Here is a 21877-nt window from a genome sequence, read left to right as displayed (position 1 = left end):
TTTACAATTTAAGAGATTAAAGGAGTGAAGGGCATGAAAAAGAAGACGCGTCATCTCGCTTTCTTGGCTGCACTCGGATTTGCGCTTTGTCTGGCCATTATATGTTCCGCATCCAAGCAGGCAGAAGCGGCAGCGGCTTATCCGGATGTGATGCAGGGACTTACCGGGTTTGCGGGAAATGCGAAGGATCATAACGGAAAAGCAAAATACGCCGTATCGGGAGGCCAGGGCGGCCCCGTCGTCTACGTCAGCAATCTCAATGATTTGAAAAACAATGCGGGCGGGACGGACCGCAAAACCATTGTCATCACAAGTGATATTTACTCCCCGGGTAAAGCCGTTGTGACAGTCGGCGCCAATAAAACCATCGTCGGCTCTTATACCAGCCACAGGCTGACCAACATCTATCTGACAACAGGCTCCGGCTCAAACAATGTGATTTTCAAAAACCTCATTATCGGCCATAGTGCAGCCATTACGGGCAACAACGACATTCCGATGTACATAGCGAACGGACAGAATTACTGGATTGACCACGTGTGGTTTGAAGGGCACAGCTACAATCCGAGCAGCCACAGCGATTTGGGAAAGCTTCTGTATGTCGGCGCCAAAGCGGATTTTGTGACGCTGTCTAATTCTAAATTCTCCGATCATCTGTACGGCCTGATTCTCGGTTATCCGAATGATGATAACGAAGGACGCAATTATATCGGCTATCCGCATATGACGATCACCAACAACTATTTTAATAACGTCTATGTCCGTTCACCGGGCTTGATGAGATACGGCTATTTTCATGCGAAAAACAACTATGTGACCAATTTCAATTTAGGGTTCACCATTCATACAAACGCGACTGTCTTCTCAGAAGCCAACTACTTCGGCAACGGAAATGAAAAAGGCGGAATGATAGACGACTACGGGACGGCCCAATTCACCGACATCGGTTCATTCCCGTCGCTCATAGCCCCGAAATCACCGCGCACCGGCTGGAATCCGAGATCAAATTACAGCTACGGCACGCTTTCAGCGCAGGACGCCAAAAACTTCGCCCAATCCTACGCGGGAGCGCAAAATACAAATCTCCGCTATCCATAATACGAAAAACCGCCCTAGCAGGCGGTTTTTTTATATGAGTCAAAGGTTAGAAGTTCCTGTACTCCCTAAAATAACCTTTAATGTCTACTTGTATTATGGATTTGTATTACAAGTGGGGTATCTGTAAAATTTAAAAAAAGAACAAGTGAAAAAGCAGTCTCCGAATGTTCCGGCAAAACGTCAGGGTAAAGCGGCGGCGTTTCGCGTATAATGAGGGGAGCCTGACAGAGAAGGAGTTTAGTTATGAATGAGTTTAATGAATACGCGATCAGCCCCGATATCCAACGGGCGCTGAAAGGATTGCAATACACCGAGCCGACTGAAGTTCAGCGGCGCGTCATCCCCGCCGCGCTGCAAAAAAAAGATCTCGTCGTCAAATCGCAGACGGGGAGCGGCAAAACAGCGGCCTTCGGCATTCCGATCTGCGAGCTTGCGGAGTGGGAGGAAAACAAACCGCAGGCCCTGATTTTAACGCCGACCCGCGAGCTTGCGGCGCAGATTAAAGAAGATATCACAAATATCGGCCGTTTTAAACGGATAAAAGCCACGGCGGTTTTCGGAAAAGCTTCTTTTGATAAACAGAAAACCGAACTGAAGCAAAAAAGCCACGTTGTTGCCGGAACGCCGGGACGAGTGCTTGATCATATAGAAAAAGGGACGCTGCCGCTTGAACGGCTGGCGTATTTAGTGATTGACGAAGCGGACGAAATGCTGAATATGGGATTTATTGAACAGGTGGAAGCCATCATTCAGCATCTGCCGAAAAACAGAGTCACCATGCTCTTTTCAGCGACGCTGCCGGACGACGTCGAGAAGCTGAGCCGCACATATATGAAAGACCCTGAATTGATTGAAGTAAAAGCGGAAGGTCTGACGACAAAAGATATTGAGCATTTTGTCACCGGAACAGCAGAAGAGGACAAATCATCATTGCTGCGTGATGTCCTGATCACCGAAAATCCGGACAGCTGCATCATATTCTGCCGGACTAAAGAAAGAGTCATCCAGTTAACCGATGAGCTGGACAGGCTGGGCTATCCTTGCGATAAAATTCACGGCGGCATGGTGCAGGAAGACCGTTTTGAAGTCATGAATGAGTTCAAGCGCGGCGAGTTCCGCTATCTCGTTGCGACCGATGTTGCCGCCAGAGGAATTGATATCGAAAACATCAGCCTCGTCATCAATTATGATATTCCGCTTGAAAAAGAAAGCTATGTGCACCGCACCGGCCGAACGGGGCGCGCCGGACACCGCGGCCGGGCCATCACGTTTGTGACGCCGTTTGAGGGGCGGTTTCTGAATGACATTGAGACATATATCGGTTTCCGCATCCAAAAGCGGGAAGCACCGTCAGAAAAAGAAACAGCGGAACGGAAAGCGGCTTTTGCGGAAAAATTGAACGCCCGCCCAGACGTCAAAACAGACAGAAGCGAACAGTTAAACAAAGACATCATGAAGCTGTATTTTAACGGCGGGAAGAAAAAGAAAATCAGAGCGGTTGATTTTGTAGGAACGATCGCCAAAATCGACGGTGTGACAGCTGATGACATCGGCATTATCACAATCATGGACAACGCCTCTTACGTGGAGATTTTAAACGGAAAAGGCCCTCAAGTTCTTAAAGTGATGAAGAACACAACCGTCAAAGGGAAAAAGCTGAAGGTGAATAAAGCGAATAAATGATGAATGACCTGCTCCCAGTTAAAGGGGCAGGTCATTTTGCTGCTGGCTGATATCGGCACTGTTCTCCTCAGGCACAAATGCAAGGATGGCGATGCCGATCACAAATAATAAAATCAGGCTGAACACGGCGGCTGACGAATTCCCGGTCAGCTGGGCGGTCACGGCAATCAAAAGCGGGCCGATAATCGAAGCGAACTTGCCGAAGATATTATAAAAGCCGAAAAACTCATTGGCGTGCTGTTTGGGGACAAGCTTGGCAAAGTAAGAGCGGCTCAGCGCCTGAATACCGCCTTGGGAAGTGGCGACAAGCATAGCCAAAACCCAGAAATCAAAAGCGGAATCCATAAAATAAGCATACGTGCAGACAATCATATACACGCCGATCCCGGCATAAAGCATCGTTTTTCCCTTAAACCGTTCGGCCAGCCGCCCGTACAAAATCGAAAAAGGCGCGGCGATAACCTGTGTGACAAATAAAATAATCAGCAGATTTGCCGCGCTGATTCCGAGGTCTGCCCCGTATGACGTCGACATCGTAATGATGGTGCCGACCCCGTCGATGTAGAAGAAATAGGCGAGCAGAAACAAAAACAGCGCCCGGTATTTCCTGATCTGCTTCAGCGTGCCGGCCAGCCGTTTAAAACTGCTGACGACAAGCCGCGGCTCTCTCTCGATATAATAGCGCTGGCGGACGCGGCGAAGGAGCGGAATCGTGAACAGTCCCCACCAAGCAGCCGTAATCAAAAAGGCAATGCGGCCCGCAGTCTGGGCTGACAGCGGAATCACCCCCGCTTGTGCTGACAGAATGACGGCAATGCTGAGGAGAAAAGGGATCGTGCTGCCGATATAGCCCAGCCCAAACCCTCTGGCCGACACCATATTCATCCGCTCCTTTGCGGCCACATCAACGAGAAACGCATCATAAAACACATTAGACCCGGCAAAGCCGATCGTGGAAATCGTATAACAAATTAACAACAGCACCCAAGATTCACCGGGAATAAAAGCCAGCGCGGCGGTGCCCGCCACACCAATCAGAAAAAAGAAGGCAAAAAACCGTTTCTTGCATCCTTTGTAGTCGGCAATCGTTCCTAAGACGGGGCTGAGCATCGCCAAAATAAAAGTCGCGGCGGCAATCGTATACCCTAAATAAGCGGTGGAATCCGCCGCGCTGACGCCGTTTTCCGCCGCGGCCGCTTTAAAAAACAGGGGAAATACCGCCGTCATAATAATGACCGAATAAGCTGAATTGGCCCAATCATACAGCATCCAGCTGCTTTCTTCTTTCGAAAACCGTTTCATCACACACGCTCCTTCTCAAAAACCGGTTCTCTGCATTATATGCGCCTCATCTGCATCGTTGGACAATGTTTTCTGCATCCTGTTTTCTGATTGACCTGGAGATATTGACCTAGTACAAAAAGGATGTACAATCAAGGTGTGGCAGGTAAATGGTCAGGCGGGAGGGAGACGGAATTGAAGATTGCGAAAGTCATTAATAATAATGTCGTCAGTGTGCTCAAAGAAGGCAATCAGGAATTGGTTATCATGGGCCGGGGCATTGCTTTTCAAAAGAAAACGGGAGACCCTGTAGATGAAGCCCGCATTGAGAAAGTATTCACCCTCGATAACAGAGATGTATCCGAAAAGTTCAAAACCCTTTTGTATGATATCCCGATCGAGTGTATGGAAGTATCCGAAGAGATTATCAGCTATGCGAAATTACGGCTCGGCAAAAAGCTCAACGACAGCATTTATGTGTCGCTGACCGACCATATTAACTTTGCCATCCAGCGCAATAAGAAAGGGCTGGATATCAAAAATGCCTTGCTGTGGGAAACAAAAAGGCTCTACAAAGACGAATTTGCAATCGGAAAAGAAGCGCTGATCATGGTAAAAAACAAGACTGGCGTGTCTCTGCCGGAGGATGAGGCAGGCTTTATTGCGCTGCATATTGTAAATGCCGAACTGAATGAGGAGATGCCCAATATCATCAGCATTACAAAAGTCATGCAAGAGATTTTGAGTATCGTAAAATACCATTTTAAGATTGAATTCAATGAAGAATCGCTTCACTATTATCGGTTTGTCACCCACTTAAAGTTTTTCGCACAGCGCCTTTTTAACGGCACGCACATGGAAAGCCGGGACGATTTTTTGCTGGAGACAGTGAAAGAAAAATACCATCGGGCGTATGAATGCACGAAGAAAATCCAAACCTGGATTGAGAGAGAGTATGAGCACAAGCTCACCAGTGACGAGCTGCTGTATTTAACGATTCATATAGAGAGGGTAGTCAAACAAGCATAATGAGAGCGTTATCATTTATTCATTTTACATATGAGCCTAAATTACAATGAGTGCGGATTATCTCTTACTGTGCTAATGTAATTTAGGTTTTTTAAGATTGATTATTATCATTATTCTGACCGATGTTCCCTTTAAAAGAATGATGTATGATCAGAAGAGAAAACGCTTTCGAATAAAGGGAGGGGAATGCCGACATGCCTTATCGTATGAAACGGGTGCTGCTGCTTCTTGTCACTGGATTGTTTTTGAGTTTGTGTGCGGTCACTTCTAGTGCTTCGGCTCAAACAGGCGGATCGTTTTTTGAACCTTTTAACAGCTATAACTCCGGATTATGGCAAAAAGCAAATGGTTACTCGAATGGAGATATGTTTAACTGCACTTGGCGTGCAAATAACGTATCCGTGACGTCATCAGGTGAAATGCGTTTGGCGCTGACAAGTCCGTCTTATAACAAGTTTGACTGCGGGGAAAACCGCTCGGTTCAAACATATGGCTATGGACTTTATGAAGTCAGAATGAAACCGGCTAAAAACACAGGGATTGTTTCATCGTTCTTTACTTATACAGGTCCAACGGATGGGACTCCTTGGGATGAGATTGATATCGAATTTTTAGGAAAAGACACAACAAAGGTTCAATTTAACTATTATACAAATGGCGCGGGAAACCATGAGAAGCTGGCGGACCTCGGATTTGATGCAGCCAATGCCTATCATACGTATGCGTTCGATTGGCAGCCAAACTCTATTAAATGGTATGTTGATGGGCAATTAAAACATACTGCGACAACCCAAATTCCGTCAGCGCCGGGGAAAATCATGATGAATTTGTGGAATGGTACGGGTGTCGATGACTGGCTCGGTTCCTATAATGGCGTAAATCCGCTATACGCACATTACGACTGGGTGCGTTATACAAAAAAATAATGTATAGAAAAGGATTTCCGCCAGCGGAAATCCTTTTCTCATTAGAATGAAATAATCCCAATCAAAAGCGCCGCAATGGTCATGACAATCGTTGTCCCCACGGCCCATTTAATGGTGAATTTTTGATGGTCGCCAAAGCTGACGCCCGCCATTCCGACCAATAGATAGGTGGAAGGCACAAGCGGGCTGAGCAGGTGCACCGGCTGGCCCAGCAAGGAGGCCCTTCCGATTTCAGCGGCGTCTATTCCGTAAGCGGAAGCGGCTTCTGCGATGATGGGAAGGACACCGAAATAAAAGGCGTCATTTGACATGAAAAAGGTGAACGGCATGCTGGCAATCGCAGTGATCAGCGGCAGGTGCGGGCCCATGGCATCAGGAATGAGTGAAACGAGAGAATGCGCCATCGCATCCACCATTTTTGTACCGGAGAGAATACCTGTGAATATGCCTGCCGCAAATACCATGGACACAACGTTTAACGCGTTCCCCGCATGCGCCGAGATCCGCTTCTGCTGCTCTTTGACATTTGGATAGTTAACCATCAAGGCGATGGCGAACGCGGTCATGAAAAGAACAGGGAGCGGGAGCAGGCTGGTGATCAGCGCGGCCATCAGAGCGACAGTGAGCAGCAGGTTAAACCATTGGAGAGCGGGACGCTTGAGCGGCGCTGCATCCGGATCGGAGGACGGCGCGTGATCAAGCGAAATGACGCCGAGCCGCTTCCGTTCTTTCTTTCCGAGGAGATAAGCAACGGCGATCACCCAAAGAATGCCGGCAATCATGGCGGGAATCAGCGGAGTGAAGACCTCTGACGTGTCCAATTTCAAGGAAGCCAAAACCCTCGCCGTCGGTCCGCCCCACGGAATAATATTCATGACCCCTGAACCGAGCATCGCAATCCCCGCTAATACCAAACGGTTCATGCCGAGCCGTTTATAAAGAGGCAGCATCGCCGCAATCGTAATCATATAGGTCGTTGTCCCATCTCCATCGAGCGAAATGGTCATCGTCAGGACCGCTGTGCCGACGGCGATCTTTAACGGATCTCCTTTGACAAATGATAAGATTTTGGCTATGAGAGGGTCAAACAGACCTGAGTCAATCATAATGCCGAAATATAGGATGGCGAATAACAGCATGATACCGGTAGGGGCGAGGTCTGTCACGCCCTGAATCATCATCCCGCCGAGATCTTTGCCGAATCCGCTGATCAGGGCAAACACAACAGGAACGACAATCAAGGCAATAAGAGCGGAAAGCCGGTTAGACATAATAAGGTACATAAAGACAATGATCATCACAAAACCGAGTATGGCAAGCACGATAGGACCTCCCTTTTTCAACGGATGTTTTGGTAAGCGCTTCCATGATTTCTTTCTGTCACGAAGGCTTATTTCAAATGTGTATGACCGCATATTTATATATAGACCTAAAATCCTATTGAGCCGATCAGCAGTTTATATAGGGAACACCGCGGGTAAATGTGCTGTAGATTGTTTCGTTTTAAAAAGGGGGAACTGACATGAGTGATGATCAAAACAAACGAGTAAATGAGCACTCAAAAGACGAGCAGCTTGAGCAGTACAGGTCTGATAACAGCGGGAAGAAAATGACGACCAATCAGGGACTTCGTGTGTCTGAGGATGAGCATTCTTTAAAAGCGGGTGTCCGCGGCCCTACGCTGATGGAGGATTTTCATTTTCGTGAAAAAATGACGCATTTTGACCACGAGCGGATTCCGGAGCGGGTCGTTCATGCCCGCGGATACGGCGTTCATGGGCATTTTCAGGTGTACGAACCGATGACGGAATATACACGGGCGAAATTTTTACAGGATCCGTCTGTCAAAACACCTGTCTTCGTCCGTTTCTCAACAGTCGCGGGCTCCAAAGGGTCAGGCGACACAGTCCGTGACGCCAGAGGATTCGCGACTAAGTTTTATACCGAAGAAGGGAATTACGATCTCGTCGGAAACAATATTCCGGTATTCTTCATTCAGGACGCGATCAAGTTCCCGGATCTCGTCCATGCCTTTAAACCGGAACCGCACAATGAAATGCCGCAGGCAGCGACGGCTCATGATACGTTCTGGGATTTTGTCGCCAACAATCCTGAATCCGCGCACATGGTCATGTGGACCATGTCTGACCGCGGCATCCCGCGAAGCTACCGGATGATGGAAGGCTTCGGCGTGCATACATTCCGTTTCGTCAACGAGAAAGGAAAAGCGCGTTTCGTGAAATTCCACTGGAAGCCGGTTCTCGGCGTGCATTCTCTCGTATGGGATGAGGCGCAGAAAATTGCCGGGAAAGATCCCGATTTCCATCGCCGCGACCTGTGGGAGACCATTGAAAACGGAGGCAAAGTCGAATATGAGCTCGGTGTTCAGATGATTGATGAAGAAGATGAATTTAAATTTGACTTCGATATCCTTGATCCGACGAAGCTGTGGCCGGAGGAACTGGTTCCCGTCAAGCTGATCGGAAAAATGACCCTCAACCGCAATCAGGACAATGTCTTTGCGGAAACGGAGCAGGTCGCATTCCATCCGGGGAATGTCGTACCGGGCATTGATTTCACCAATGACCCGCTCCTGCAGGGACGGCTTTTCTCTTATACGGATACACAGCTCATCCGTCTTGGCGGACCGAATTTTCACGAGATTCCGATCAACCGGCCGGTCTGCCCGTTCCATAACAACCAATACGACGGCTACCACCGGATGACGATTAATAAGGGCCCTGTCGCCTATCATAAAAACTCTCTGCAGAACAATGATCCGTCGCCGGCCTCAGAAGAAGAAGGAGGATACGTTCATTATCAGGAAAAAGTAGAAGGCAGAAAAATCCGCCAGCGCAGCGAGAGCTTCAATGACTATTTTTCTCAGGCGAAGATGTTCTGGAACAGCATGTCTCCCGCCGAGAAAGAACATATCATCTCCGCGTTCAGTTTTGAGGTAGGAAAAGTGAAAAGCAAGGATGTGCAGCAGCAGGTGATTGATGTCTTCAGTCACGTCGACGCTGATCTTGCCGAGCGCGTTGCGAAAGGAATCGGCGTGAACCCGCCGCCAAAGGACCGTGAATCTGATGAAACTTTCACTTCTCCGGCCTTAAGCCAGGAAAATACGGTAAAGACGGCAGCCACAAGGCAGGTCGCGGTTTTAGCCGATCACGGGTTTGCCGATGAGGAAGTCAAACAAGTGCTGGCCGCATGCAAACAGGCGGGAGTCAGAGCCGATATCATCAGCCCTGTGCTTGGAACCATCAAGGGAGAAAACGGCACGGAGCTCGAAGCGTCAGCCACTTTCCTGACAGCGGATTCCGTCCTGTATGACGCTGTTTTCATTCCGGGCGGACAACAAAGCACTGACAGCCTCAAAGCCCAAAAAACGGCTAAAGATTTCGTCAGTGAAGCCTTCAGCCATTACAAAGCGATCGGCGCCTCCGGTGAAGGAAAAGAACTTCTCGCCCTCGCCGCCGGAACTGAAAACGGCCCCGGCCTTGTTCCGGACGGAAACTGCGAACAATTTCTGAAAGCCGTGGCAGCGCATCGGCATTGGGACAGAAAAATATAAGAATGAAAAAGCGCCTTTTTATGAGAGGGGCGCTTTTTTTCTTGTGAAAGTGAACGATCGGAACGAAGCATTAATATTGGAAGAAAACGAAAATCGCTTCCGTGCACATCCGCACCTTCCGCTGTGAAATAATATGTTTCACCCTCTTTGGTTTACTTCCGCTCTGTGTTTGTGTATCTTAGGGATAGATTTTCTGGAGGAGCGAATGATAGTGAAGCCGTTTACCGAAAAACAACTCGAAGAATATTACCGGCGTGACGAAAACATGATGATTTTGGTGTTTGCCCAATGGTGCGTCAATCATGATCTTGATCCGATGGCGATTTACAGCAGGGCCTATCCCGGACAGCCTTTAAACGAAGAGCTGCGAAAAACGGCTGAAGAGCTTGTCGTGCCGAAGGAGGAATCAGAACCGATTCCTGATCAAACCGTCATCGGCGTTTTGGAGATGTTCGGCAACTCCGATCTGGCGGAAGCTGTTTATGAAGCCATTGCGCAAAGACCTTCACGGTAAAAGAGGCATGGATGATCCATGTCTCTTTTTTTATGGAGAAAATGTGAGGGAAGGCCCAGAAACAATTTCCTGATCTGCGCTGTCTATAGTGTGTAACCCGTTTTCAAAAAGGGAACGGGTAAATGAAAAGGAGGAGTTGTGATGAAAAAGACATTCAAAATGATGGCGGCTGTGCTTTTGGCAGTGCTGACAGCCGCGCCGTTCGGAGGTTTCGCCCCTTCAGCCGAAGCTGCACAAACCGCAAAGCCCGTTGTCAAAAGCCATACGTATAAGCATGTAAAGCAGCTGACATACCCCGAGGTCACAAATACGGGAGACACATCTTTTGAAAAGAAAATCAATCAGGACTTCAAACGCCATATTGAAAACTCGTACAAAGAATATGTGAAAAACAAACAAGACGGTGAGAAACAAGGCTATAAAGCGGAATACCAAGCAGACTTCAAGGTGAAGTATAATCAAGGCGGAAAGCTCAGCATTCTGACGGAAAACTACATTTACACAGGCGGCGCACACGGGCTGACATCCGTTCAGACCTTTAATTACGACTTGGCCGCAAAAAAACGGGTCACACTCCATGATGTGCTGAATACGAAAACGAAAGGTAACAAAACGAGAGACTATCTTTACGGCTACATCAAGAAACATGACGATCTGTTCGATCAGGACGTCAAAAAACAGGAGATCACCCTGAACAACGAAAGACCTTTCTTCTTTACGAAAAACGGCATTGCCGTTGTGTTCGGACAATACGTTCTTGGGCCGTATGCGGCAGGAATCCGGGATGTTTTCGTGCCTGCATCCGTCTATCAATAAAAAAAAGCGATATCACTCCAAAACGGAGCGGTATCGCTTTTTTTTCTTTTACCAGACAAACAATCCGACAATAGCCGCGCTCAATAAGGAAACGGCAATTCCGCTGACAAGCAGCTTCCAGACATTTTTCCCGATGATGGCTGATTTTTCACCATCAAGCAGAGATTGATAAGATCCGTAGATCATACCGATGGTGCTGAAGTTTGCGAATGATGTCAGGAATGTCGTCGCCACGGCAATCGTGTGCGGCGGAAGTGATTTCAGCTGCCCTTTCAGATCGGCCATTGCCACAAACTCGTTCGTCGCGAGCTTGATGCCCATCAGCTGTGCGACATACATCGCGTCATGTACGCCTAATCCGAGAAGGAAGGCAAACGGACTGAAGATGTATGAGAAAATCTTTTGAATGGTCAAACCGTGCACGAACAGTCCGAGCACGCCGTTTAATGCGGCGGTTAACGCCACATATCCGATCACCATTGCTAAGATGACAATGACCATGTTCATGCCGACAAGCATACTGTTAGAAATCGTGGAGAAGAAGTCCTTTTTCTCCGCTTTTGAAGGTACGTAAATGATATCGTCCTCTTTAGAAACGTCAACGGGATTCAGCATATTTGCGATTAAAAGCGCGTTTAAGCAATTCAGCGGGATGGCTGTAAACACGTAAGTGGACGGAACCATCGTCAAGTACGATCCGATGATCGAGCCGCTGATGCTGCTCATACTCATCAGCCCGAATGTCAGAAGCCGATTGTTGTTGACGGCGGCAAGCTGCTGGCGGATGACGGCTAGGGCTTCCGTATTTCCTAAAAACATCATCTGAATGGAGAAAAAGCTCTCCAGCTTCGGCAGACGGGATATTTTAGAAATCAGCCAGCCGATTTTATCAATGAGCCACGGCAGAATACCGAAATACGACAGCATATCAAAGAAGGTCACGACGAAGATAATCGGCAGCAATGCGCTGAAGAAAAAATCAACCGTCGGATTGGCCATGACAGACGGAAAAGCGAACGCAATCCCTTGACTGGCGCAGGAAATCAGCCATGTAAAGAACGCGCCGATCTTCCCGATGACAAAGCCGCCGACTTTTGTCCCTAACATAAACCAAGTAATCAGAAACTCAAAGACGAGGAGCATGACAATCGGACGCCATTTAATCTTCTTCTTGTTGGGAGAGCATAAGAAAACAACAGCCATGACAACAATGAGACCGACAATGTTCAATAAAAAGTACATGTGAGCAACTCCTATAAGGGTATTATGGAAATAAAAAAAGCTCTTATTCGTCACAAATTCCTGAAAGCCAGAAAGTGTGATAAATAAGAGCCAAAAGAAAAGAATAGACTGACAGCATCATATGCTTTTCACTCGTTCAAATTTATGCAAACTTTCTTGTAGTCTAGTCTTTTACGGCACTAGGTAGAAACAATCAGACCATATTACTGATCATATACAAGAATAACGATATTACATGAGATAGCAGTATTTTATCGTTTCAATTTTTGAAAATCAACCTTTTTAGATATTTTCAAAATAATAAATTTATATTATAAATAAAGAAAATAAAGGATATGTAAAAGTAATTGGATAATAAAGGTATAACATGTCCCTAAAAAATCGGTCCGGTTCATTGTAAAGACTGGATGCAGCTGGTAAAATGGATCTGAGGGCACAGCCTTCAAAAGGCGGCAGAAAAGGGGTCATTTTCGTGATCATTCAGTTCATTCGTTACAGATAATGAGAGGTATAGATAAATAGGTTAAACTTCCAATTTTGCGAGGTTTATTTGTCTATGCCTTTTTCATTTCATCGGAATAACGAATGAATGAGGTGTTTTTTTGGCGTCTATAAAAAGAAAACGCGCGGAATTACTGCAATCGTGCCAGTCCGTATTCAGGTGTCCGCTATGCCGCACGGCCATGGCGGTCTCACAAAATCAAAGCTTGATATGCGGAAACGGGCATACATTTGATATATCAAAACAAGGATATGTGAATTTCCTCAATAAAGCGGTCAACACACGCTATGACAGGCATCTGTTCAAAGCGAGACGCGAGCTTTTTGACAGCCGGGAGTTTTTTGCGCCGGTTCAAAAAGAGATCGCCGCCATCATCAGCCGCACTCAATCTCCGCAAAAACAGGCGGCGGTATTGGATGCGGGATGCGGAGAGGGCTCCCATTTAGCCGCAGTATGCCGATTGCTGCAGCCCGCTTTTTCTGTGACGGGAATCGGCATTGATATCTCGAAAGAAGGTGTGCTGCATGCGGCAAAGGCCTTCGGGGAACAAATGGTTTTTGCCGTCGCTGATGTGGCGGGTGCGCCGTTTGCCGACAGCTGTTTTGATGTCGTGATGTCTGTTTTATCGCCTTGGAATTACAAGGAATGCAGCAGGCTTTTACGAAAGGGCGGCACAGTCATTAAAGCGGTGCCGCGGCGTGATTATTTGAAGGAAGTAAGGGAATTCTTTTTCGGAGACAGTCCCCGGCGGAATGACACCGCCGATTCAGCGGCCTGCCGTTTCCAAGCGGGCTTTCAAACCTTTGATCGTAAACGGCTGCGTTACACGAAGACGTTATCGCAGCCTGATCTTGAACGGCTTGTGAAAATGACGCCCCTAACATGGAAATGCACTGAAGAAAGCATTCAGCGGTTTATCGGCCGGAAAGCGGCTGATATCACGATAGATATTGAAATTTTAATCGGGACCGATCCGCTGTAAAACGGAAAAGACACGCGATTAGCGTGTCTTTTTTTTATTTCCAGACTTCACCGGCAATATCGACGACATGGCGCAGTTTTGCCCATTGCTGTTCTTCTGTGATCAGATTTCCTTCCTCAGTGGAAGCGAATCCACATTGCGGGCTGAGGCAAAGCTGATCCAGGCTAACATATTGAGAAGCTTCTTCAATCCGGCGTTTAACCGCGTCCTTGTCTTCGAGATCGCCGTGTTTCGACGTAATCAAACCGAGCACAAGCTGAAGATCGGAGCGTTTGACATAACGGAGCGGTTCAAAGCCGCCGGAGCGGGAATCATCATATTCCAGGAACAATCCGTCAAGGTCAAGCCCGTCAAAAATCGTTTCCGCCGCCGCATCATATCCGCCTTCAGCCGTCCATGTGGACTGGAAGTTGCCGCGGCAGATATGCATCGTAACCTTCAAGTCGGCAGGACGGTCTTTGATGGCGTCATTAATAGAAGCTGCGAACAGCCCGCGCAGCTCATCCGGCGTCGTTCCGAATGCTTCAATCTGACGAAGCCCCGCTTCAGATAAGAAAACGGCCCATGCGGTGTCATCGAGCTGAAGATAGCGGCACCCGGCGTCATAGAAAGCTTGAATCGCTTTTTTATACGCCTTTGATACATCATGCTGAAATTGTTTGTAATCATTCTGATATGCCGCTTTTTCCAATTTTCCGCGGAAAAACAGCATATTCGGGCTTGGAATCGTCATTTTTGGAACAGCATCGCCAGCAATGCTGTGAAGAAATTTATAATCTTCGAGCATCGGATGCTGAGAAAAATCAATATCTCCCGTTACTTTAATGCCGCGCGCTTTCGTCTGTACATTGTGAAACTGAATGCCGCTATCTGGCGTAAACGCTTCGACGCCGTCTAAGTTTTCGAGAAAATCAAAATGCCACCAGGCCCGGCGGAATTCGCCGTCAGTCACGACATTGAGGCCGGTTTCTTTCTGCTTTTTCACGCTGCGGATGATTTCTTTGTTTTCGATTTCGCGCAGCTGTTCTGCCGAAATCTCACCCGCCGCTCTTTGCAGGCGGGCTTGCTTCACAGCCGCCGGCCGGAGCAGGCTTCCGACCTGATCCGCGCGAAACGGCGGGTTTTTTCTAAGAAGAGTATGCAATGATTGTTCTGTGTTTTGCTGTGACATGAACGATTCCTTCTTTCCTCAATGAAATATAAAAAGCTCTTCCCTTGGATAGGGAAGAGCTTGCGTCCGCAAATCTCAACCTTATCTTCAGGATTTAGCACCATTCTGCTGAACAGCGGTTGCCGGGTATCATAGGGCCAGTCCCTCCACCTCTCTTGATAAGGAAATATGCTATTTTTCAGAATAAACTGTAATACTCTTAATCTTAGTATATTATCTTATATTGTCAATATATTTCGATAAATATTTTTATTTATCACCCTCAAATAGAATCATATCTATTACGATTGCGATCGCAAGACAAAGAACAATATCTTCTTCATTTTCAATCTCCAAATGATAAGAATCGCCCCAGCTCATCCATGATTTGGTGACGGTCATCCGGTTTGATTTCCCGTCTGTCACTTGAAAATTCCGTCCCCACACATCGCCGGTAATATCCCAGCCGACTCCGGAAATTTCAAATTTCGGTTTGAAAAACGTCATTTTCTTGATGACTTGGCATACAGGCTTGCCGCCGACGGAAATTTCGTAACGGGGAACGAGCGACATCAGTTTCTGACTGACACTGGCGAGCGTGCGGCCGTCCAAATCAGACAGCTTCAGTTCGTCACCGAAAGAAAACAGCTTTCCCTCCACATTGAAGACTTCTTTACCGCTTTCAAGAAACACTTGAAACCGATTCTTAAACGTAAACATCCGCTCTTTGATATAAAAATGATACATAAAAAAACTCCTTTTTTATGTTGTACGTAAAAAGGAGACGGATGGTTTCATATTCGAGGGGTGCACAAAAAAAGGCTGCCGATTTTGCGGCAGCTGTCGTTTTTATGATAGCGGCATCCGGCGTTTCTGACGGATCGCATTTAAATCAATGATGTTATTCGTGTCGGCAGCTGTCACCAGCGGGCTTGTCTTTGGCGTTTTCCGGCGGTTGTCCTTACTGAAAGAGAAAACCAGGTATCCTGTCAAAGCAGCAAAAATAAGTAGCATCATTTTACATACCTCCCAAAAAAAGTTTTGGTATTATTATTGTACGAAAAAACAAACGAAAAGTATTCAAACAATTGTCACTTTTTTAAAAAATAAAGACATTTTCCGTAAAAATGACTATGATCTGCGATTGATTTTGCTCTTGTTGTGGTTCTATAGATTGTATCGGCTGCTGAGTGATTATCGTTTATATAACTTTTTCACTATTTTTTGACAGTGTCGAATTAACTAATACATTGTTTTCGTTTGCCTTGTGTTATTCAGTACCCTAAAAAACCTTGCGATATGCAAAATAACTGCTTCTAACGGAAGATTATGATTTGATAGCGCTTTCCTTATTTTTTGTAAGAAAACGAGATGTTATCTTACAAAAAATCGTCTGAACATTTTTCGCAGCTTTTTAAAAGGGTTCGATTTCGTCTCCAGAACGCGGGGGTCTTTTAAGGTTTTTTTCAATTCTCTTGCTACAGTGCCTCTTGCCATAGTCTTCACTCCTTCCTTCCAATTCATACCTTATATACGGAAAGAAAGAAGGAAAGGTTTCATGTGAAAGAAAAAAACCAAAGCAGGGAGCTTTGGTTTCACGCGCGTTCTTCAAACAGTCTGGCGATCTCAATAATGACGTTTACCGCCTTTTCCATATGGTCGACGGAAATGTATTCATATTTTCCGTGGAAGTTTTCGCCGCCCGTGAAGATGTTCGGTGTCGGCAGTCCCATGTAAGAGAGCTGTGATCCGTCAGTTCCGCCCCGGATCGGTTCGATAATCGGTTCGATGCCGAGGTTTTTCATGGCTTGATAGGCGATGTCGACAATTTCTTTGACCGGTTCGATTTTTTCTCTCATGTTGTAATATTGATCATGCAGTTCAAGCTTGATGCTTTCCTTGCCGTATTTAGCCGCAAGCGCGTCGGCGGTTTTCTGCATAAATTCTTTTCGTTCTGTAAAGCGGTCTCTGTCAAAGTCTCTGATGATGTACGACAGGGCGGCTTCAGAAACGTCTCCGTTCATTGAATTTAAGTGATAGAAGCCTTCATACCCTTCCGTATATTCCGGCGCTTCTTCTTTCGGCAGCGCGTGATGAAATTCCATCGCGATTTTTGAAGCGTTGACCATTTTGTTTTTCGCCGTTCCGGGGTGAACGCTTTTTCCGTAACAAGTAAGCTTTGCGGAGGCTGCGTTAAAGCTTTCATATTGCAGTTCGCCGAGGGGGCCTCCGTCTACCGTGTAGGCGAATGCGGCGTTGAAGCGGCCGACATCAAATTTGTGAGGCCCTCTGCCGATTTCTTCATCCGGCGTGAATGCGACCCGGATCGTCCCGTGTTTGATGTCCGGATGTTTGATCAAGTACGCCATTGCCGTCATGATTTCGGCAATGCCCGCTTTGTTGTCGGCTCCGAGCAGCGTCGTGCCGTCGGTTGTAATCAGCGTCTGGCCTTTATAGCGGGAAAGCTCCGGGAATTGCTCAGGCGACAGGACGACGTTGAGTTTGTCATTCAGAACGATATCATGTCCGTCATAGCTTTCAATAATCTGAGGATTCACATTTTTTCCGGTGAAATCAGTCGCTGTATCTACGTGGGCCAGAAAACCGATCGTCGGCACGTCTTTATCCGTATTTGCCGGAAGAGTCGCCATGACGTATCCATTGTCATCGACTGTGATTTCTTTCATGCCGATCGACTTTAATTCATCTGCCAGCATGTTGGCCAATGTCAGCTGTCCGGGGGTGGATGGACAGTTTTCATTGTTTTCGTCAGACTGTGTATCGACTTTTACATAAGAAGTAAAGCGTTCAATGATTTCGTTTTTCATACCGTCATCTCCTTTGTCTTATCTTACCATGTGCGGGGGAGGGATTTCTATTTCACAACCCGTTTGAATTACGCGAATGAAAACAAAATATGAAGAAACGATGACTAAACGATTAAACTTTCTGAAAATGGATGATTGAGGAAGAAAAAACCTATATAATATGGTCAATTCATTCAATAGGGAGGCTTTCTTCATGGCGATTTTAGTGACAGGCGGAGCGGGTTATATCGGAAGCCACACATGTGTCGAGCTGTTAAACGGCGGCTATGACATCGTGGTTCTGGATAATCTGTCAAATAGTTCACCGGAAGCATTGGAGCGTGTGAAAGACATTACCGGAAAAGGGCTTGTGTTTTACGAAGCGGATCTCCTTGACCGTGATGCCGTTCACCGGGTGTTTGCTGCAAATGAGATTGAAGCCGTCATTCATTTTGCGGGTTTAAAAGCAGTCGGTGAGTCTGTGGCTGTTCCGCTCCGTTATTATCATAATAATCTGACGGGGACGTTTATTTTATGTGAAGCCATGCAGGCACACGGTGTGAAAAAAATCGTCTTCAGCTCATCAGCGACGGTTTACGGCGTTCCGGAAACAACGCCGATCACCGAAGATTTTCCGTTAAGCGCGACCAATCCTTACGGGCAGACCAAGCTGATGCTGGAACAGATTTTGCGCGATCTGCATAAGGCGGACCCTGAATGGAGCATTGCGCTGCTCCGCTACTTTAATCCGTTCGGCGCGCATCCGAGCGGCCGGATCGGAGAAGACCCGAACGGCATCCCGAATAATTTAATGCCATACGTCGCCCAAGTGGCTGTCGGCAAGCTTGAGCAATTGCAGGTGTTCGGTAATGATTATCCGACAAAGGACGGCACCGGCGTGCGGGATTACATCCATGTCGTTGATCTTGCCGAGGGCCACGTCAGAGCGCTTGAAAAGGTGCTGGACACAACGGGCGCCGACGCCTATAATCTCGGCACGGGAAGAGGGTACAGCGTTCTTGAAATGGTCAAGGCGTTTGAAAAAGTATCAGGAAAAGAAGTGCCGTACCGTTTTGCCGACCGGCGCCCGGGAGACATTGCCGCATGCTTCGCAGACCCGGCAAAAGCGAAGGCAGAACTAGGCTGGGAAGCAAAGCGCGGCCTTGAAGAAATGTGCGCCGACTCTTGGAAGTGGCAGTCCTCCAATGTGAACGGGTACCAAAAGGTATAAAAGAAAAGAGACCTTCAAATGATGAAGGTCTCTTTTGCTATGATCATTATTTAACTTTTACTTCAACATCGTTGCTGAATTTTAATTTCCAAGTGCCTTTAGAGTATGCGTTTTTATCAACTTCAAAAGCTTTTACGTCAGTAACTTTAATGTTCGGGTTCAAGTCACTTAAAATTTTACTGTTGTCTACTTTTGTTTCTGTTGCATAGCTTGAAGAAGCATCAATATCTGAATCATAAGATGTTCCTTTAGAATCTACTAATTTCGCTCTTGGAATGGAGAAAGAGCTTAACGGCTTGTCTGACACATTTTTAACTGTGTATTGAACAGCTACGATAACGCCGCCGTCAGACGCTTTTTTCTCGACAAATTGAGAGCCTACTGAATCTCTTTTTTCCACTTTCGTCACAGTCACTTCTGTTTTTTCTGTCTTAACAGTATCACCGATGTTATACAGTTTTTCCTTGGACTCCGCAGCTTTTGAGGACGCAGTTTTAGATGATGAAGATCCGCCTCCGCCGCCGATATTTACGAGAATGATAATAACCACTACTGCCAGAAGCAATGTGATGATTTTATGTCTCATAAAAAAGTTTCTCTGATCTTTACCGCAGTTTGGGCATTTTTTAACGCCTTTAGCGATTTCTTTGCCGCATGCCTTACAAGACACTAAGTTGCCTGCCATAATATTTCCTCCTATGTAAACTATTTCTTAAAAACTACATACTATAATGCCTGTAAAATAACCTATAGTCAATACAATTTTGAGAAAAATAGTATTTTAATGATTTTTTAGTCATATATTTTAAGGGCCTTTATTAGTATCGGCAGGCCGTTCGAATTTTTCATAGGTTTATGGAAAAAAGAGTGGTTGAACATGTTCGTGATTTCCCGTATAATCTTGAAAGAAATATAAAAACTGAACATAAAAAACAGTGGTTTTCTAGGGTTCCGCAATGTGAATTGGTCTGGACCGAGAGAAAACACACAGCAGGTTTTTTGCTGTGACACGGTGGGATAAAAGCCCGGGAGTTTCTGCTCTTTTGATGAAGAGTGCTCTCCCGGGCTTTTTTGATTTTATAAAAAGGGAGTGTCTGGGATGAAAAAGAGGTTGCTGGATGTGCTGATGCTGATGATTGGGGCTTTTATCTTCGCATTGGCCGTTAATTTATTCGCCATTCCGAATGATCTTGGAGAGGGCGGGGTAACGGGGATTACCTTGATCTTGTATTATGTGTTTGAATGGTCGCCCGGGGTGACGAATATCATTTTGAACGGGATCTTATTGATCATCGGATATAAGTTTTTAGACGGTAAAACAACGCTTTATACGATCATTACCGTTGTCGCCAACTCGCTGTTTCTGCATCTGACGCATGACTGGCACTCGCCGTCACATGAACTCATTATTAATACTATTTTTGCGGGTGTGTTTGCCGGTGTCGGAATCGGAATCATTATCCGAGTCGGAGGCACGACTGCGGGATCTGCCATTTTGGCGAGGATTGCGAACAAATATCTCGATTGGAATATCAGCTATGCGCTTTTGTTCTTTGATCTGATTGTCGTCTTCAGTTCTTATTTCATCATCGGTGCGGAAAAAATGATGTTTACCATTGTGATGCTGTACATTGGAACGAAGGTGATGGACTTTATCATTGAAGGGCTGAATACGAAAAAAGCGGTGACGATCATATCTGAGCATAAGCACGAAATCGCTGAGCAGGTCAACACGCTTATGGACAGAGGGGTGACGCTGCTGTCGGGTAAAGGGAATTACACGGGGCAGTCGAAAGAAATTTTATACATCGTCATCCAGAAACAAGAGCTCTCCATGCTCAAGAAAATTATTAAAAGCTGTGATACAAAGGCATTTGTCATTGTTCACGATGTGCGTGACGTCTTTGGTGAAGGCTTCGTCGATATCTCTAAATAAAATAAATCCCTCTGCCGGTGCGGAGGGTTTTTTTATATGCCGGGGAGAAACGGTAATGATCCGTTTCCCGGGAAATAGCCGGAAAGCTGTTTCTAAAATGAAGTAGATACAACCCGCCGGACGTTTTATACTGAAAATATAATAGAGCGATAGAGAGGAGCGCATATGAACCCGTTATTGGCAATTTACCCGAGGGCTGTGCTGTCTGATACGTGCTGTACGGCAGAGGATGTCTTTTGTTTTTATGATGAGACGAGGCGGGTCTATGTCGCCATTCCGAAGGAGGATATCACCCCGAAGGAGAAACTGCTTCTGGAATCGTTTTTGACACCTGCTGAAGAGAAAGGCGTTTTTTTTGCGGAGACGGCGGAAGCAAAGAGGTGGCGGCGTTTTCTGCTGGAAGAGGGACTGGTTCCTGACGTCAAAGAGTCTCGTGTCCGTTTTATTCATTATGACTTAATGGTGGAACGGAACTGGGGGGCGTTTACGGAAGCGTTGCGTCATTTCTGGCCGATGCCGTATACGGTTGTCCGGACGGGAAGGGATCAGGGTGTGATTGTAGAGGAAGAAAAGCTTGAAGCCCCTGATCCGGGTGATATCGCATCTTTTGTGAAGGTTTCTGAATGTGATTTTTATTTCAGTGTCCGTTTCTTCATCGGTAGGTATTACGGTGCCGGGGAACGTCTGCGCCTTCATTACCGGAGAGAACAGCAATATTTTCAGATTGGAAGGCGTCATCTCCCTCAGCTGAGCACGCTGACCGCGGAAACAGTATTTCCGGCCATGCTCTCGGAAGAAAGCAGAGAAAAGCTCTCTGCATTGCTTCACGAAGAGGCGGTGTTGCTGTTTCAGAAAGAACCGGAGCTGAAGCATACGATTCAGACTTTTATTGAACATAACTCAAACATGTCGCTCACATCGAAAAAACTGCATTTGCACCGCAACAGTCTTCAATATCGGATTGATAAATTTGCGGAACGCTCAGGTATTGATATTAAGACATATCGGGGCGCCCTGCTGGCTTATTTCATTTGCCTGCAGTATGAAAAATCACAGTAAATGGGAAATGTGCACGAAGGCTGCTGGCTTTTTTTATGAACATTGCC

19 protein-coding genes and 3 riboswitches are annotated in these 21877 nt (G+C 46.5%); of the genes, 11 read left to right on the top strand and 8 right to left on the bottom strand.

Going from position 1 to position 21877, the window contains the following annotated elements; translation table 11 throughout:
• Positions 1–33 precede the first annotated feature (33 nt).
• Together AC1DN5_RS03260 and AC1DN5_RS03255 are read left to right on the top strand one after the other, a co-directional pair.
• The gene (locus tag AC1DN5_RS03260; protein ID WP_366969902.1) at positions 34–1098 is read left to right on the top strand and encodes a polysaccharide lyase family 1 protein; all 1065 of its coding nucleotides are present in this window, start codon (positions 34–36) and stop codon (positions 1096–1098) included.
• Between the two features lie 243 nt (positions 1099–1341).
• The gene (locus AC1DN5_RS03255; RefSeq protein WP_366969901.1) at positions 1342–2781 is read left to right on the top strand and encodes a DEAD/DEAH box helicase; all 1440 of its coding nucleotides are present in this window, start codon (positions 1342–1344) and stop codon (positions 2779–2781) included.
• An 18-nt stretch (positions 2782–2799) separates the two neighbouring features.
• On the opposite strand, the gene AC1DN5_RS03250 is transcribed toward AC1DN5_RS03255, so the two are convergent.
• A complete protein-coding gene (locus AC1DN5_RS03250; RefSeq protein ID WP_366969900.1) occupies positions 2800–4086 on the bottom strand; it encodes an MFS transporter in 1287 nt (428 codons plus the stop codon).
• Positions 4087–4257: 171 nt separating this feature from the next.
• Here AC1DN5_RS03250 and licT point away from each other — a divergent pair, with 171 nt between their 5' ends.
• Together licT and bglS are read left to right on the top strand one after the other, a co-directional pair.
• Positions 4258–5091, top strand: coding sequence for a BglG family transcription antiterminator LicT (gene licT / locus AC1DN5_RS03245; protein ID WP_049627652.1), 834 nt, complete (start codon positions 4258–4260; stop codon positions 5089–5091).
• 194 nt (positions 5092–5285) lie between these two features.
• Complete coding sequence (gene bglS / locus AC1DN5_RS03240; RefSeq protein ID WP_366969899.1) at positions 5286–6017, top strand: beta-glucanase; 732 nt, start codon at positions 5286–5288, stop codon at positions 6015–6017.
• A 41-nt stretch (positions 6018–6058) separates the two neighbouring features.
• Here the strand turns inward: bglS and citH are convergent, their stop codons facing one another.
• On the bottom strand, positions 6059–7339 hold the full coding sequence (citH, locus tag AC1DN5_RS03235) for a citrate transporter CitH (protein ID WP_366969898.1): 1281 nt from the start codon (positions 7337–7339) through the stop codon (positions 6059–6061).
• A gap of 200 nt (positions 7340–7539) precedes the next feature.
• Between citH and AC1DN5_RS03230 the strand changes: the two genes are divergently transcribed.
• From AC1DN5_RS03230 to AC1DN5_RS03220, 3 genes are all read left to right on the top strand, one after another.
• Positions 7540–9591: a catalase gene (locus tag AC1DN5_RS03230; RefSeq protein WP_366969897.1), complete on the top strand. Its 2052-nt coding sequence runs from the start codon at positions 7540–7542 to the stop codon at positions 9589–9591.
• Between the two features lie 205 nt (positions 9592–9796).
• Positions 9797–10105, top strand: a complete 309-nt coding sequence (locus AC1DN5_RS03225) for a hypothetical protein (RefSeq protein WP_016937459.1) — start codon at positions 9797–9799, stop codon at positions 10103–10105.
• A 141-nt stretch (positions 10106–10246) separates the two neighbouring features.
• Positions 10247–10921: a DUF3298 and DUF4163 domain-containing protein gene (locus AC1DN5_RS03220; RefSeq protein ID WP_366969896.1), complete on the top strand. Its 675-nt coding sequence runs from the start codon at positions 10247–10249 to the stop codon at positions 10919–10921.
• Between the two features lie 48 nt (positions 10922–10969).
• On the opposite strand, the gene AC1DN5_RS03215 is transcribed toward AC1DN5_RS03220, so the two are convergent.
• The gene (locus AC1DN5_RS03215; protein WP_045925537.1) at positions 10970–12163 is read right to left on the bottom strand and encodes a NupC/NupG family nucleoside CNT transporter; all 1194 of its coding nucleotides are present in this window, start codon (positions 12161–12163) and stop codon (positions 10970–10972) included.
• A 139-nt stretch (positions 12164–12302) separates the two neighbouring features.
• Positions 12303–12403, bottom strand: a riboswitch (purine riboswitch).
• 362 nt (positions 12404–12765) lie between these two features.
• Here AC1DN5_RS03215 and AC1DN5_RS03210 point away from each other — a divergent pair.
• Positions 12766–13647 carry a putative RNA methyltransferase gene (locus AC1DN5_RS03210; protein WP_366969895.1) on the top strand — a complete coding sequence of 294 codons (882 nt, stop codon included), beginning with the start codon at positions 12766–12768 and terminating at the stop codon, positions 13645–13647.
• 34 nt (positions 13648–13681) lie between these two features.
• On the opposite strand, the gene AC1DN5_RS03205 is transcribed toward AC1DN5_RS03210, so the two are convergent.
• From AC1DN5_RS03205 to pepT, 4 genes are all read right to left on the bottom strand, one after another.
• On the bottom strand, positions 13682–14818 hold the full coding sequence (locus AC1DN5_RS03205) for a 5-methyltetrahydropteroyltriglutamate--homocysteine S-methyltransferase (RefSeq protein ID WP_366969894.1): 1137 nt from the start codon (positions 14816–14818) through the stop codon (positions 13682–13684).
• Positions 14819–14896: 78 nt separating this feature from the next.
• Positions 14897–14983: riboswitch (SAM riboswitch) on the bottom strand.
• Between the two features lie 84 nt (positions 14984–15067).
• Positions 15068–15544, bottom strand: coding sequence for an LURP-one-related/scramblase family protein (locus AC1DN5_RS03200; RefSeq protein ID WP_047475994.1), 477 nt, complete (start codon positions 15542–15544; stop codon positions 15068–15070).
• Between the two features lie 102 nt (positions 15545–15646).
• The gene (locus AC1DN5_RS03195; RefSeq protein ID WP_003150808.1) at positions 15647–15814 is read right to left on the bottom strand and encodes a hypothetical protein; all 168 of its coding nucleotides are present in this window, start codon (positions 15812–15814) and stop codon (positions 15647–15649) included.
• 578 nt (positions 15815–16392) lie between these two features.
• Positions 16393–17625: a peptidase T gene (pepT, locus tag AC1DN5_RS03190; protein ID WP_045925533.1), complete on the bottom strand. Its 1233-nt coding sequence runs from the start codon at positions 17623–17625 to the stop codon at positions 16393–16395.
• Positions 17626–17818: 193 nt separating this feature from the next.
• On the opposite strand from pepT, the gene galE reads away from it, so the two are divergent.
• Positions 17819–18835: a UDP-glucose 4-epimerase GalE gene (gene galE / locus AC1DN5_RS03185; RefSeq protein ID WP_366969893.1), complete on the top strand. Its 1017-nt coding sequence runs from the start codon at positions 17819–17821 to the stop codon at positions 18833–18835.
• A gap of 46 nt (positions 18836–18881) precedes the next feature.
• Here galE and AC1DN5_RS03180 read toward each other — a convergent pair whose 3' ends face one another.
• On the bottom strand, positions 18882–19421 hold the full coding sequence (locus AC1DN5_RS03180) for a DUF4352 domain-containing protein (RefSeq protein WP_141228469.1): 540 nt from the start codon (positions 19419–19421) through the stop codon (positions 18882–18884).
• A gap of 346 nt (positions 19422–19767) precedes the next feature.
• A riboswitch (guanidine-I (ykkC/yxkD leader) is annotated at positions 19768–19869 on the top strand.
• A 65-nt stretch (positions 19870–19934) separates the two neighbouring features.
• On the opposite strand from AC1DN5_RS03180, the gene AC1DN5_RS03175 reads away from it, so the two are divergent.
• Positions 19935–20771, top strand: coding sequence for a YitT family protein (locus tag AC1DN5_RS03175; protein WP_016937469.1), 837 nt, complete (start codon positions 19935–19937; stop codon positions 20769–20771).
• A 165-nt stretch (positions 20772–20936) separates the two neighbouring features.
• Positions 20937–21830 (top strand): PucR family transcriptional regulator, encoded by an 894-nt coding sequence (locus AC1DN5_RS03170; RefSeq protein WP_366969892.1) that lies wholly within the window; start codon positions 20937–20939, stop codon positions 21828–21830.
• The last annotated feature ends 47 nt before the right edge of the window (positions 21831–21877 follow it).

The sequence above is a fragment of the Bacillus sp. 01N42_2 genome (assembly GCF_056399565.1).
The sequence above is the reverse complement of the archived record's forward strand: the minus strand, read 5'-3'. Positions and strand labels throughout refer to the sequence as shown.